The 14,823-nt window shown below is 57.4% G+C and carries 11 protein-coding genes; 10 read left to right on the forward strand and 1 reads right to left on the reverse strand.

From position 1 onward, the window contains the following. The first annotated feature begins 50 nt into the window (after positions 1-50). The 8 genes from csrD (at position 51) to tldD (ending at position 12,532) form a co-directional block, all read left to right on the forward strand. Complete coding sequence (gene csrD, locus QFI97_RS03805) at positions 51-1,991, forward strand: RNase E specificity factor CsrD (RefSeq protein WP_095100022.1); 1,941 nt, start codon at positions 51-53, stop codon at positions 1,989-1,991. A 304-nt stretch (positions 1,992-2,295) separates the two neighbouring features. Continuing rightward, positions 2,296-3,339, forward strand: a complete 1,044-nt coding sequence (mreB, locus tag QFI97_RS03810) for a rod shape-determining protein MreB (protein WP_002918653.1) — start codon at positions 2,296-2,298, stop codon at positions 3,337-3,339. A 69-nt stretch (positions 3,340-3,408) separates the two neighbouring features. Continuing rightward, on the forward strand, positions 3,409-4,401 hold the full coding sequence (mreC, locus tag QFI97_RS03815; protein WP_095100019.1) for a rod shape-determining protein MreC: 993 nt from the start codon (positions 3,409-3,411) through the stop codon (positions 4,399-4,401). After that, on the forward strand, positions 4,401-4,889 hold the full coding sequence (gene mreD / locus QFI97_RS03820; protein ID WP_095100016.1) for a rod shape-determining protein MreD: 489 nt from the start codon (positions 4,401-4,403) through the stop codon (positions 4,887-4,889). Before mreC ends, mreD begins: the two co-directional genes overlap by 1 nt. A 7-nt stretch (positions 4,890-4,896) precedes the next feature. Further along, on the forward strand, positions 4,897-5,478 hold the full coding sequence (locus QFI97_RS03825; RefSeq protein ID WP_346430600.1) for a Maf family protein: 582 nt from the start codon (positions 4,897-4,899) through the stop codon (positions 5,476-5,478). 2 nt (positions 5,479-5,480) lie between these two features. Further along, the gene (gene rng / locus QFI97_RS03830) at positions 5,481-6,950 is read left to right on the forward strand and encodes a ribonuclease G (RefSeq protein ID WP_041147457.1); all 1,470 of its coding nucleotides are present in this window, start codon (positions 5,481-5,483) and stop codon (positions 6,948-6,950) included. Between the two features lie 123 nt (positions 6,951-7,073). Next, positions 7,074-10,874 carry an AsmA2 domain-containing protein YhdP gene (gene yhdP, locus QFI97_RS03835; RefSeq protein ID WP_346430601.1) on the forward strand — a complete coding sequence of 1,267 codons (3,801 nt, stop codon included), beginning with the start codon at positions 7,074-7,076 and terminating at the stop codon, positions 10,872-10,874. Between the two features lie 212 nt (positions 10,875-11,086). Further along, positions 11,087-12,532, forward strand: coding sequence for a metalloprotease TldD (gene tldD, locus QFI97_RS03840; protein ID WP_095100006.1), 1,446 nt, complete (start codon positions 11,087-11,089; stop codon positions 12,530-12,532). A gap of 85 nt (positions 12,533-12,617) precedes the next feature. Here the strand turns inward: tldD and aaeR are convergent, their stop codons facing one another. Further along, positions 12,618-13,547 (reverse strand): HTH-type transcriptional activator AaeR, encoded by a 930-nt coding sequence (gene aaeR / locus QFI97_RS03845; RefSeq protein WP_346430602.1) that lies wholly within the window; start codon positions 13,545-13,547, stop codon positions 12,618-12,620. Positions 13,548-13,678: 131 nt separating this feature from the next. Here aaeR and aaeX point away from each other — a divergent pair, with 131 nt between their 5' ends. Together aaeX and aaeA are read left to right on the forward strand one after the other, a co-directional pair. Next, entirely contained in the window at positions 13,679-13,882 is a 204-nt protein-coding gene (gene aaeX / locus QFI97_RS03850; RefSeq protein ID WP_004868260.1) for a p-hydroxybenzoic acid efflux pump operon protein AaeX, read from the forward strand. 7 nt (positions 13,883-13,889) lie between these two features. After that, positions 13,890-14,822, forward strand: a complete 933-nt coding sequence (gene aaeA / locus QFI97_RS03855; protein WP_095100000.1) for a p-hydroxybenzoic acid efflux pump subunit AaeA — start codon at positions 13,890-13,892, stop codon at positions 14,820-14,822. The last annotated feature ends 1 nt before the right edge of the window (position 14,823 follow it).

A 14,823-nucleotide genomic window follows, 5' to 3' on the forward strand; every position in this document is an offset into this window, starting at 1 on the left:
GAGTCCGAATATCTATCGGGCAGTCATTCACACGCGGAGTTAACACAGGGATGCGATTAACGACGAAATTCTCAGCATTTTTCACGCTGCTAACCAGCCTGACTATCTTTGTCACGCTTATCGGCGCGTCGCTGAGTTTTTATAACGGTATTCAGCAAAAAATGGAGAACCGCGTCCAGGCCGTGGCGACCGTGCTGGATAACCGCCTGATCTCTTCATCCTTTGCCCGGCTCGAACCGCAGATGGATGAGCTGATGACGCCGGTAGATGTTGTGCAGGTTGATTTTCTGCTTAACGGCAAATCGGTGTACAGCCACTCGCGTAGCGACAGCTACCGTCCGCTGGGCAGCAATAACCAGTTTCGGGAAATCACGGTCCCGTCGCTAAAACACCCCGGCATGACGCTTCATCTGGTCTATCTGGACCCGATGGTCAACTACTTCCGCTCGCTGCACATAACCGCACCGCTTTCCGTTGCCATTGGCTTTATGGTGCTGATGATCTTTTTTTCCGTTCGCTGGATCCGCCGTCAGCTGTCAGGGCAGGAGCTGCTGGAGCTGCGGGCGACAAGGATCCTTAACGGCGAGCGCGGGCCTCAGGTGCGGGGATCGGTGCACGAGTGGCCGGTGAGCACCAGCAGCGCGCTGGATATGCTGCTATCAGAACTGCAGTTTGCCAGCGATCAGCGAAGCCGTATGGATACGCTTATTCGCTCCTATGCCGCTCAGGACACCAAAACCGGGCTCAATAACCGTCTGTTTTTCGATAACCAGCTCGCCACGCTGCTGGAAGATCAGGAAAAAGTCGGCTCATACGGCATTGTGATGATGATCCGCCTGCCGGAGTTCGATTTGCTGCGCGATAACTGGGGCCGCGCTGCAGCGGAGGAGCATTACTTCACGCTTATCAACCTGCTTTCTACTTTTATTATGCGTTATCCCGGGGCGCTGCTGGCGCGCTATCACCGCAGCGATTTTGCCGTCCTGCTGCCGCACCGCACCCTGAAGGAGGCGGACAGCATCGCCGGGCTGCTGCTGAAGGCTATGGACGCGCTGCCGCCCACGCGCATCCTTGACCGCGATGACATGATGCATATCGGTATTTGCGCCTTCCGCAGCGGGCAGACGACGGCTCAGGTGATGGAGCGCGCGGAAGCCGCAACGCGCAACGCGGTCCTGCAGGGGAGCAATAGCTGGGCGGTTTATGACGATTCGCTGCCGGAGAAAGGGCGCGGCAACGTGCGCTGGCGTACCCTGATTGAACAGATGCTAAGCCGCGGCGGGCCGCGGTTATATCAGAAACCGGCGGTGAATCGCGACGGTCGCGTCCATCACCGTGAGCTGATGTCCCGCCTGTACGACGGCACGGAAGAGGTGATTGCGGCGGAATATATGCCGATGGTGCAGCAGTTTGGCCTGGCGGAAGAGTATGACCGCCTGCAGATCACGCGGCTGCTGCCGTTTTTAGGCTTCTGGCCGGACGAAAACCTCGCTTTACAGGTGACGGTGGAATCGCTGATCCGTCCTCGATTCCAGCGCTGGCTGCGCGATACTTTGATGCAATGTGAAAAATCGCAACGTCAGCGCATTATTTTTGAACTTGCAGAGGCAGATGTTTGTCAATATATCGGCCGCCTGCAGCCGGTTATGCGGCTGGTTAACGCTTTAGGTATACGAGTCGCCGTTGTTCAGGCCGGATTGACGCTGGTTGGAACCAGCTGGATCAAGCAGTTGGACGTCGAAGTTATCAAGCTACACCCGGGACTGTCGCGTAATATTGAAAAACGCAGTGAGAACCAGCTGCTGGTTCAGAGTCTGGTAGAGGCCTGCAAGGGTATGCCGGTCCAGGTTTTTGCAACCGGAGTACGCAGTCGTAGCGAGTGGCAGGTCCTGTCTCAATGCGGTGTTACCGGTGGCCAGGGGGAATTTTTTGCCGCCTCACAGCCACTTGACACAAATGTGAAAAAATATTCGCAAAGATACTCGGTTTGATCTGCCGTTTGGCGTTATTTCACGTAGAATAACGCGCGCCATAGTGAAGGGGGTGTGCTTGTCTACCTGCCGGATTATCGCAATGTAAATGCCAGTAAATGACCTTTGACAGGTTGCAAATTGAAGCGTGGAGCGCTGCTGAAGATTTCAGCACCGAACGGAGGCGGAAAATTTGTAACGAAGGAAATGAACTGCACTAATTTTCACCGTAGCAGATGATTCTTGCGCCTTGTCGCTGCTGCGTGTGGTTGGTAAAGTAAGCGGATTTTGTTTTCCGCCCCAGCTTTCAGGATTATCCCTTAGTATGTTAAAAAAATTTCGTGGCATGTTTTCCAATGACCTGTCCATTGACCTGGGTACCGCGAATACCCTTATCTATGTAAAAGGACAAGGCATCGTATTGAATGAGCCTTCCGTTGTGGCCATTCGTCAGGATCGTGCTGGATCGCCGAAAAGCGTCGCCGCTGTCGGTCATGAAGCGAAGCAGATGCTCGGGCGTACACCGGGCAACATCGCGGCGATTCGCCCGATGAAAGACGGCGTTATCGCCGACTTCTTTGTTACCGAAAAAATGCTGCAACACTTCATCAAACAGGTGCATAGCAACAGCTTCATGCGTCCGAGCCCGCGCGTTCTGGTATGTGTGCCGGTTGGGGCGACCCAGGTTGAACGCCGTGCAATCCGCGAATCCGCTCAGGGCGCTGGCGCCCGTGAAGTCTTCCTGATCGAAGAGCCGATGGCGGCTGCGATCGGCGCAGGCCTGCCGGTTTCTGAAGCAACCGGGTCGATGGTTGTGGATATTGGTGGCGGTACCACGGAAGTGGCGGTTATCTCCCTGAACGGCGTGGTTTACTCCTCTTCCGTACGTATCGGCGGTGACCGTTTCGATGAAGCCGTGATTAATTATGTGCGTCGTAACTACGGCTCCCTGATCGGTGAAGCGACCGCAGAACGTATCAAGCATGAAATCGGCTCCGCTTATCCGGGCGATGAAGTGCGTGAAATCGAAGTGCGCGGTCGTAACCTGGCTGAAGGCGTTCCACGCGGCTTCACCCTGAACTCGAATGAAATTCTCGAAGCGCTGCAGGAACCGCTGACCGGCATCGTTAGCGCGGTGATGGTGGCTCTTGAGCAGTGCCCGCCAGAGCTGGCTTCTGATATCTCCGAGCGCGGTATGGTCCTGACCGGCGGCGGCGCGCTGCTGCGTAACCTCGACCGCCTGCTGATGGAAGAGACAGGGATCCCTGTCGTAGTTGCAGAAGATCCACTGACTTGCGTCGCGCGTGGCGGCGGTAAAGCGCTGGAAATGATCGATATGCACGGCGGCGACTTGTTTAGCGAAGAGTAGTCAGCCGAAGGTCTGGGGCGGCTCAAGGGCTGCCCCCGGTCTTAACTGACACGAGAATACGCATAGCCTATGAAGCCAATTTTTAGCCGTGGCCCGTCGCTACAGATTCGCCTTATTCTGGCGGTTTTGGTGGCGCTTGGCGTGATTATCGCCGACAGCCGCCTGGGTACGTTCAGCCAAATTCGAACGTACATGGATACAGCCGTCAGTCCTTTCTACTTTATTTCTAATGGTCCTCGGGAATTGCTGGATAGCGTATCGCAAACGCTGGCCACCCGCGATCAGCTCGAACTGGAAAACCGCGCGCTGCGTCAGGAACTGTTGCTGAAGAACAGCGACCTGCTGATGCTGGGCCAGTACAAGCAGGAGAACGCGCGTCTGCGTGAACTGCTGGGCTCCCCGCTGCGCCAGGATGAGCAAAAGATGGTGACCCAGGTCATCTCAACGGTTAACGATCCTTACAGCGATCAGGTGGTTATCGATAAAGGCAGCATCAGCGGCGTTTATGAAGGCCAGCCGGTTATCAGCGATAAGGGCGTTGTCGGCCAGGTTGTTGCCGTCGCGAAAATGACCAGCCGCGTGCTGCTTATCTGTGACGCCACCCATGCGCTGCCGATTCAGGTGCTGCGTAACGATATCCGCGTGATTGCCGCCGGTAATGGTTGTACGGACGATCTGCAGCTGGAGCATCTGCCGGCGAATACCGATATTCGCGTCGGCGACGTGCTGGTGACCTCAGGTCTTGGCGGCCGTTTCCCGGAAGGGTATCCGGTGGGAGTGGTCTCTTCCGTCAAGCTGGATACGCAGCGGGCGTATACCGTTATTCAGGCTCGCCCGACCGCAGGCCTGCAGCGTTTGCGCTATCTGCTGCTGCTGTGGGGGGCCGATCGTAACGGCTCCAACCCGATGACCCCGGAAGAGGTTCATCGGGTAGCGAATGAACGTCTGATGCAGATGATGCCGCAGGTTCTGCCTGCGCCGGATTCCGTCGGGCCACAAATGCCGGCTCCAGCTACCGGCCTGACGCCACCCGCGAAACCTCTGCCTGCAGGGGGGCAATAGTGGCAAGCTACCGTAGCCAGGGACGCTGGGTTATCTGGCTCTCGTTTCTTATTGCACTATTGCTACAGATCATGCCCTGGCCGGCGGACATCAGCGTCTTCCGGCCAAACTGGGTATTACTTATCCTGCTGTACTGGATCCTCGCGTTACCGCATCGGGTGAACGTCGGCACGGGCTTCGTGATGGGCGCTATCCTCGATCTCATCAGCGGCTCGACGCTGGGCGTTCGCGCGCTATCGTTAAGTATCATCGCTTATCTGGTCGCTCTGAAATATCAGCTGTTCCGTAATCTGGCGCTCTGGCAGCAGGCGCTGGTGGTGATGATGCTCTCCCTCGCGGTGGACATCGTTGTTTTCTGGGCAGAGTTTTTAGTGATCAACGTCTCTTTCCGTCCGGAAGTGTTCTGGAGTAGTGTAGTAAACGGTGTGCTCTGGCCATGGCTATTCCTGCTGATGCGTAAAGTTCGTCAGCAATTTGCGGTGCAATAAGGTTGATATGACAACTCTGTATCTTGCTTCAGGTTCTCCACGTCGACAGGAGCTGTTGACTCAGATGGGGCTCTCTTTTGAGCGCGTGGTTCCTGGTATTGAGGAGCGACGCCAGCCGCAGGAGAGCGCTCAGCATTACGTGACTCGCCTGGCGCGGGAAAAAGCGCAGGCAGGCGTTGTGCTGGCATCACGCGATCTGCCGGTGCTGGGGGCGGACACCATTGTCATCCTTAACGGCGAAGTGCTGGAAAAACCGCGCGATGCCGGGCACGCCGCAGAGATGCTGCGGATGCTTTCCGGAAAAACGCATCAGGTTATGACGGCGGTTGCCCTGGCGGATAAGCAGCAGGCGCTGGACTGTCTGGTGATAACGGAGGTGACCTTCCGCCTGCTGGGCGAGCAGGATATCGCCGGCTACGTCGCCAGCGGCGAACCTTTAGATAAAGCAGGTGCATACGGTATTCAAGGGCTGGGTGGCTGTTTTGTCAGGAAGATTAATGGCAGCTATCACGCCGTAGTCGGCTTACCGCTGGTAGAAACGTATGAGTTGCTGAGTAACTTTAACTCACTGCGTGAAGAAAAGGGATAAAGATGACGGCTGAATTATTAGTTAACGTAACGCCATCGGAAACGCGCGTCGCGTACATTGATGGCGGTATTCTGCAGGAAATTCATATTGAGCGCGAAGCGCGGCGTGGGATCGTAGGCAATATCTACAAAGGTCGTGTCAGTCGGGTGCTGCCGGGGATGCAGGCGGCTTTTGTAGATATTGGTCTGGACAAGGCCGCATTTCTGCACGCTTCGGACATTATGCCGCACACCGAGTGCGTCGCCGGGGAAGAGCAAAAGCAGTTCACCGTGCGCGATATTTCCGAGCTGGTGCGTCAGGGCCAGGACCTGATGGTACAGGTGGTGAAAGATCCCCTTGGCACGAAGGGCGCCCGTCTGACAACCGATATCACCATCCCTTCCCGCTATCTGGTGTTTATGCCAGGGGCCTCGCACGTTGGGGTTTCCCAGCGTATAGAGAGCGAAGCGGAGCGCGAGCGGCTGAAGAAAGTTGTCGCCGACTACTGCGATGAGCAGGGCGGATTTATCATCCGTACGGCGGCTGAAGGCGTACACGAGCAGGAAATGGCCGCCGATGCCGCCTACCTCAAGCGCGTCTGGACGAAGGTGATGGAGCGTAAGAAACGCCAGCAGACCCGCTATCAGATGTACGGCGAACTGGCGCTGGCTCAGCGCGTGCTGCGTGATTTTGCCGATGCCCATCTTGACCGCATTCGCGTCGACTCTCGCCTGACCTACGAATCGCTGCTGGAGTTCACCGCCGAATATATGCCGGAGATGACCAGCAAGCTCGAGCATTACAGCGGCCGCCAGCCGATCTTCGATCTCTTTGACGTGGAGAACGAAATTCAGCGCGCGCTGGAGCGTAAAGTGGAGCTGAAGTCCGGCGGCTATCTGGTTATCGATCAGACCGAAGCGATGACCACCGTCGATATCAACACCGGGGCCTTCGTCGGCCACCGCAACCTTGACGATACTATCTTCAATACCAACATTGAGGCGACCCAGGCGATTGCCCGCCAGCTGCGGCTGCGTAACCTCGGCGGGATTATTATCATTGATTTCATTGATATGAATAATGAAGATCACCGCCGCCGGGTGCTGCATTCGCTGGAGCAGGCGCTGAATAAGGATCGGGTGAAAACCAGCATCAACGGCTTCTCCCAGCTTGGGCTGGTGGAGATGACCCGTAAGCGCACCCGCGAAAGCGTGGAGCACGTGCTGTGTAAAGACTGCCCGACCTGCCACGGTCGCGGCACGGTAAAATCGGTTGAAACGGTATGTTATGAAATCATGCGCGAGATCGTGCGCGTACATCATGCCTACGACTCGGATCGTTTCCTGGTCTATGCTTCTCCTGCCGTCGCGGAAACCCTGAAAGGGGAAGAGTCGCACGCGCTGGCGGAAGTCGAAATCTTTGTCGGTAAACAGGTCAAAGTGCAAATTGAACCGCTCTATAATCAAGAGCAGTTTGATGTGGTGATGATGTAATCATCTGGGTTGCCCTCGTTCAGCCTTTCGGGCGCGGTGATGCATTGGCCGGCCGGCACGAATGAACGCAGCGCTGAGGGGCAGCTGAAGGATGAGGTGTAATAGTTTGACAAGGAGAGATGCGTGAGGCGACTGCCCGGGATATTACTGCTCACCGTGGCGACATTGATTGTTGTCATCGCACTGCTGGTGAGCGGTCTGCGTCTCGTGTTGCCGCAGCTTGACGCATGGCGTCCCCAGCTGCTGGAGAAAATCTCCGCGATCTCCGGCTCTCCGGTCGATGCTTCACGGCTGAGCGCCAGCTGGCAGAATTTTGGCCCCACGCTGGACGTCCGCGATGTCAAAGCCGGCCTCAAAGATGGCGGCGAGCTGTCGGTTAAACGCGTCACCCTCGCGCTGGACGTATGGCAAAGCCTGCTTCACATGCGCTGGCAGTTTCGCGATCTCACCTTCTGGCAGTTAAAAATCCACACCAACACGCCGATCCAGACCAACGATGGCGGCGAGAGCCTGAAAACCGACCATATCGGCGATCTGTTCCTGCGCCAGTTCGATCACTTCATTCTCCGCGACAGCCACCTGAGCTTCGTGACCCTCTCCGGCCAGCGCGCCGAGCTGGCCATTCCGCAGCTTACCTGGCTGAACGGTAAAAATCGCCATCGCGCGGAAGGCGAGCTGAGCCTTTCCAGCCTGAACGGCCAGCACGGGGTGATGAAGGTGCGGATGGATCTGCGCGATGAAAACGGCCTGTTGAACCAGGGGCGCGTATGGCTGCAGGCGGATGATATTGACGTGAAGCCGTGGCTGGGCCGCTGGATGCAGGACAATATCGCCCTGCAAAGCGCGCGTTTTAGCCTTGAAGGCTGGATGAGTATCGACAAAGGCGATATCGCCGGCGGCGACGTGTGGCTGAAAAAAGGCGGCGCCAGCTGGCAGGGGGATACGCAGCCCCATCGGCTGGCGGTGGATAACCTGACGGCGCACATCTTCCGCGATAAGCAGAGCTGGGGCTTCCACATCCCCGATACGCGAATCTCTATTGATGGCAAGTCCTGGCCTCGCGGGGCGCTGGCGATGGCGTGGATCCCGGCGCAGGACGTTGGCGGGGACGGCCATTCCCGGAGCGACGAGCTGCGTATCCGCGCGAGCAACCTTGAGCTGAACGGTCTGACCGGGCTACAGCCTTTTGCCGATAAGCTGGCGCCTGCGCTCGGCGAAATCTGGCGTACCACCCAGCCAAACGGCAAAATTAATCTTCTGGCGCTGGATATCCCGCTGCAGGCGGCGGAAGAATCCCGCTTCCAGGCCAGCTGGAGCGATTTCTCGTGGAAGCAGTGGAAGCTGCTGCCCGGCGTGGAGCATTTCTCCGGCAGCGTCGCCGGGAGCGTAGAGAACGGCTCCCTGCATGCCAGCATGACGCAGGCGAAAATGCCCTATGAAACGGTATTTCGCGCGCCGCTGGAAATCGCTCAGGGCGACGCGACCCTTAGCTGGGTGAAAAATGAAAAGGGCTTTATGCTCGACGGGCGCAATATTGACGTCCAGGCAACCGGCGTGCGTGCCCGGGGCGGTTTCCGCTATTTACAGCCGCAGGGTGATGAACCGTGGCTGGGCATTCTGGCAGGGATCAGCACCAATGACGGCGGTCAGGCGTGGCGCTATTTCCCGGAAAACCTGATGGGCAAAGAGCTGGTGGACTACCTCAGCGGCGCGATTCAAGGCGGCCAGTCCACCGATGCCACGCTGGTTTACGGCGGCAACCCGCACCTGTTCCCCTATCTGCACAACGAAGGCCAGTTCCAGGTTTCCGTACCGCTGACCAATGCCACCTTCGCTTTCCAGCCGGACTGGCCGGCGCTGACCGGTCTGGACATCAACCTCGACTTTATCAACAACGGGCTGTGGATGAAGGCCGATAAGGTCATGCTCGGCAAGGTGGCCGCCAGCAACCTTGATGCGGCGATCCCTGACTATTCGCGGGAAAAGCTGCTGATCGACGCGGATATCAACGGTGCGGGCAAAGAGGTTGGCCCTTATTTCAAAGAGACGCCGCTCAAGGAGACGCTGGGCGCCGCGCTGGATGAGCTGCAGCTGGATGGTGGTGTGAGTGCTCGCTTACATCTCGACATTCCGCTGGACGGTGAGCTGACGACCGCCAAAGGCGACGTGAATCTCAAGAATAACAGCCTGTTTATCAAGCCCATCGATGCGACGCTAAACAACCTGAGCGGTAAGTTCAGCTTTGTGAACGGCGATCTGAAAAGCGAGGAGATGAGCGCCAGCTGGTTTAATCAGCCGCTGAATCTTAATTTTTCCACCACCGAGGGGCCGAAAGCCTTCCTGGTTGATGTGGGAATGAACGCCAGCTGGCAGCCGTCGCGAACCGGCCTGCTGCCGAAAGCTATCGATGGAGCGCTGAGCGGCAGCTTGCCGTGGGACGGCAAGGTGGCGATTGAGCTGCCGTATCGCGGCAGCGCAAGCTATAAGGTCGATATCAACGGCGATCTGAAAAATGTGAGCAGTCACTTACCTACACCCGTAGACAAGCCGGCAGGCGAAGCGCTGCCGGTGAAAATCAACGTCGCGGGCGGGCTAAACAGCTTTGATTTGACCGGCTCCATCGGCGCCAAAAACCACATCAACAGCCGCTGGCTGCTGAACCGCAAGCTGACGCTGGATCGGGCGATTTTAACCTCCGACAGCAAGGCCGTTTCTCCGCTCCCCGAGCAGGCTGGCGTAGAGCTCAATATGCCGCCGATGGATGGGGCGCAGTGGCTGGCTCTGTTCCAGGGCGGTGCGGCCAATGAGGTCAGCAGCAATATCATCTTCCCCGAGCGAATTACCCTGCGAACGCCGTCGCTGACCTTTGCCGGGCAGAGCTGGAATAACGTTAGCCTGGTCTCGCGTCCGGAGGCCGGTGGTTCGAAGGTTGAAGCACAGGGGCGGGAAATTAACGCTTCCCTGACGATGCGTCAAAACGCCCCGTGGCTGGCGGCCATTCGCTACCTCTACTACAACCCGGCCGCCGCTCAGAAGAGCGATGCGGCGCCGGGCGGCAGCAATCCTTTAGCCGATAGCCGCATCGATTTTCGCGGCTGGCCGGATCTTCAGCTCCGCTGCGCGGAGTGCTGGCTGTGGGGGCAAAAATACGGGCGTATCGACGGCGACTTTGCGATTAGCGGCGATAAGCTAACCCTTGCAAACGGGCTGGTGGATACCGGCTTCGGCCGTCTGACCGCCGATGGCGTGTGGGTCAATGCGGCAAACGGCGTACGCACGTCGTTGAAAGGTAAGCTCCACGGCAATAAAACGGACTCTTTCGTCGGCTTCTTTGGCGTATCAACGCCGGTGAAAGGCTCGTCGTTTGATGTCGACTACGATCTGCACTGGCGCGCGCCGCCGTGGCAGCCGGATGTGGCCTCGCTTAACGGGGTTCTGAAAAGCCATCTTGGAAAAGGCGAGTTTACCGACATTAGCACCGGTCACGCCGGGCAGCTGCTGCGCCTGCTAAGCGTGGACGCGCTGCTGCGTAAACTGCGTTTCGACTTCAGCGATACCTTCAGCGAAGGGTTCTATTTCGATTCGATCCGCAGCACGGCATGGATTAAAGATGGCGTAATGAATACCGATGATACGCTGGTGGATGGCCTGGAGGCGGATATCGCGATGAAAGGCTCGGTGGACCTCGTGCGCCGCCAGCTGGATCTGCAGGCCGTTGTCGCGCCGGAAATCTCGGCGACCGTCGGCGTGGCGACGGCCTTTGTGATTAACCCGATCGTCGGCGCCGCCGTTTTTGCGGCCAGTAAGGTGCTGGGGCCGCTGTGGAACAAAGTGTCTATCCTGCGCTATCGCATCACTGGTCCTATCGATCAGCCGCAAATCAATGAAGTGCTGCGTCAGGCGCGTAGCGACAAAAAGCAATGATTTGACGATTGCGGGGAATTATCGCACTCTCAATATATAGCGTTCTATACCCGTTATATTTCAAGCTACAGATGCGTTGGCTACGCTTGTTCGCCCCGGTCGCATGGTTATTCTGTGCTGCCGGAGGACTCTCAGCTGGCGCCTTTCTGCAACCTGAACTATTTAGGGTACCTATTTCCGCCTGACAGGCGGCAACAAATGAGTAGCAAACGATGAGTCTGAACCTGGTAAGTGAACAATTACTGTCGGCAAACGGCCTGAACCATCAGGACCTTTTTGCCATTCTTGGCCAGCTGGCCGAGCGCCGTCTTGATTACGGCGATCTCTATTTTCAGTCGAGCTATCACGAATCCTGGGTTCTGGAAGACAGCATCATCAAAGATGGTTCGTATAATATCGATCAGGGCGTCGGCGTTCGCGCGGTAAGCGGCGAAAAGACCGGCTTCGCCTATGCTGACCAAATCAGCCTGCTGGCGCTGGAACAAAGCGCGCAGGCAGCGCGTACCATCGTACGCGACAGAGGCGACGGTAAGGTTCGTACTCTTGGGGCGGTGGAGTATAGCCCGCTGTATGCCAGCATCGATCCGCTGCAAAGCATGAGCCGTGAAGAGAAGCTGGACATTCTGCGTCGCGTAGACAAAGCGGCGCGGGCCGCCGATAAGCGCGTGCAGGAAGTTTCTGCCAGCCTCAGCGGCGTGTATGAACTGATCCTGGTTGCGGCGACCGACGGTACGCTGGCGGCGGACGTTCGACCGCTGGTACGCCTTTCCGTCAGCGTGCTGGTGGAAGATGATGGCAAACGCGAGCGCGGCTCCAGCGGCGGCGGCGGACGTTTTGGCTACGACTATTTTCTCGGCAGTGAAGAAGGCGAGGTTCGTGCTGACGCCTGGGCAAGAGAAGCCGTGCGCATGGCGCTGGTTAATCTGTCCGCCGTTGCGGCCCCGGCCGGCATGCTGCCGGTGGTATTAGGCGCGGGCTGGCCCGGGGTATTGCTGCATGAAGCGGTAGGCCACGGCCTGGAAGGCGACTTTAACCGTCGCGGGACCTCGGTATTCAGCGGCCATATGGGCGAACTGGTGGCATCAGAGCTCTGTACCGTGGTAGATGACGGCACCATTGCCGATCGCCGCGGTTCGCTGGCGGTTGACGATGAGGGAACGCCGGGTCAATACAACGTATTGATTGAGAACGGTATTCTCAAAGGCTATATGCAGGACAAGCTCAACGCCCGCCTGATGGGCGTTGCGCCTACCGGTAACGGCCGTCGCGAGTCCTACGCGCATCTGCCGATGCCGCGTATGACCAACACCTACATGCTGGCGGGTAAATCGACGCCGCAGGAGATTATCGAATCGGTTGATTACGGTATCTTTGCGCCAAACTTCGGCGGTGGTCAGGTTGATATCACCTCCGGTAAGTTTGTTTTCTCCACCTCTGAAGCCTATCTGATTGAAAAAGGTAAGGTGACCAGGGCGGTGAAAGGCGCGACGCTTATCGGCTCCGGGATTGAAGCCATGCAGCAGATTTCAATGGTGGGGAACGATCTGAAGCTGGATAGCGGCGTTGGCGTTTGCGGTAAAGAGGGCCAGAGCGTGCCGGTTGGCGTCGGCCAGCCGACGCTGAAGGTCGATAAGCTCACCGTCGGCGGCACTGCCTGAGTCTCTTCAATACGCCTTCGCATTCGTCGAAGGCGTAACCTTTCCTGTACTTACCCCGCAGCGCGTTATCTCCAGCGGCCACCGGCTAATGGTCAAGCCCGCGGCCGTGCATTCCCTGATAAATTTTCGCCACCTCGACAAAATATTCGGTCAGGTAGTTAATGCACACTTGTACCTTCAGCGGCAGCTTGTCCTTTTCGGTGTACAGCGCGTACACCGGGCGGGGATCCGACTGGTAGCTTGGCAGCAGGATCTCCAGCTCCCCGCGGTTGATCTCTTCGATCGCCCACATTAGCGGAACGTAAGCGACGCCGACGCCGGCGGTCAGCCAGCGCACCAGGGTCATCGGATCGTTAGTGACGAAGCGCCCCTGGGGGATCAGCTTCGTCGAGATCCCTTCCGGGGCGATGATTTCGAATTCGTTATCCGGACGCACGCTGTATTCAAGCCAGGAGTGGCTGGCGAGATCCGCCGGCTTTTCCGGGATCCCCGCCTGCTGAAGGTAGCTCTTTGCCGCACAGAGCAGCATCGGCATCGACCCCAGACGACGTGAGAAGAGGCTGGAATCCTGCAGCGCGCCGACGCGAATAACCACGTCCAGACCGTCGGCAATCAGGTCCGGCGCCGGGATCCCGGTGACCAGATTGACCGACAGTCCGGGGTACTCTTTGAGCATGCCTGCGGTAATATGGGCCAGGACATTCTGTGCCATAGTTGAAGAGCAGCCGACGCGCAGCGTGCCGATGGGCGTGTTGTTAAACGCGTAAAGCTGCTCATGCACGTCCTGGGCTTCAAGCAGCATTCGGCGGCAGCCCTGGTAATAAATTTTCCCGGCTTCCGTTAAGGCAAGGCTACGGGTGCTGCGGTTGAGCAGCTTTACCTGCAGCTCATCTTCCAGCCTGGATACGATCTGGCTGATTGAAGAAACGCTCATCTGGAGCTGGCGGGCCGCGGCGGTAAATGAACCCAGTTCTACCACTTTGGCAAAAACGGACATGCGTTTTAGTCGTTCCATTGTTCACTCTGACTTAAAAGTGATTTAGATCACATAATATAGATCATGCTGCAATTGTTACGTTACTATATTGTTAGCTACATAATAAATGCTTCACGCTTACCACCTGCACGCTTCTTATCAAGGTCATCATGAGTCTGTTTCCTGTCATCGTGATTTTCGGCTTGTCGTTTCCGCCGATCTTCTTTGAGCTGTTAATATCGCTGGCCATTTTCTGGCTGGTGCACCGATTGCTGGTTCCTACCGGTATCTATGACTTCGTCTGGCACCCTGCACTGTTTAATACCGCGTTATATTGCTGCCTTTTTTATCTGATATCGCGTTTGTTCGTTTGAGGTTGATGTGAAAACACTAACAAGAAATATCTTCCGTACCGCAATCACTGTGATACTGGTTATCCTGGCATTTGTCGCAATTTTTCGCGCGTGGGTATACTACACCGCATCGCCGTGGACGCGCGACGCGCGCTTTAGCGCCGACATCGTGGCCATCGCTCCCGACGTCTCGGGGCTGATTTCGCAGGTTAATATCAAGGATAACCAGCTGGTTAAGCAAGGTCAGGTTTTATTCGTGATTGACCAACCGCGTTACCAGAAGGCGCTTGAAGAGGCCGAGGCCGACGTCTCCTATTATCAAACTTTGGCCCAGGAAAAACGCGTTGAAGCCGGGCGTCGTAATCGGCTCGGCGTTCAGGCAATGTCCCGGGAAGAGATAGATCAGGCCAATAACGTCCTGCAAACGGTGGAACACCAGCTGGCGAAATCGGTAGCCAGTCGCGATCTGGCGAAGCTCGATCTTCAGCGGACGGTTATCCGCGCGCCGGCCGACGGCTGGGTGACCAACCTCAACGTCTACGGCGGTGAATTTATTACCCGCGGCTCTACGGCGGTGGCGCTGGTGAAACAGGATACCTTCTACGTGATGGCCTATCTCGAAGAGACCAAGCTGGAAGGCGTGCGTCCGGGCTTCCGGGCGGAGATTACCCCGCTGGGCAGCAGCCGCACGATCAAGGGAACGGTTGACAGTATTGCCGCCGGGGTGACCAACGCCAGCAGTAGCAGCGATGCAAAAGGCATGGCCTCCGTGGACTCGAACCTTGAGTGGGTGCGCCTGGCGCAGCGCGTACCGGTGCGAATTCGCCTCGATCGGCAGCAGGGGAATATCTGGCCGGCGGGGACCACCGCAACGGTGGTGATCACCGGCAAAGAGGACCGCGACGCCCGGCAGGCGAATTTCTTCCAGAAACTGGCCATGCGCCTGCGTGAGTTTGGTTAAT

Origin of the sequence: Klebsiella scottii (assembly GCF_036561945.1) — a bacterium.
Classification (GTDB): Bacteria; Pseudomonadota; Gammaproteobacteria; order Enterobacterales; family Enterobacteriaceae; genus Klebsiella; species Klebsiella scottii.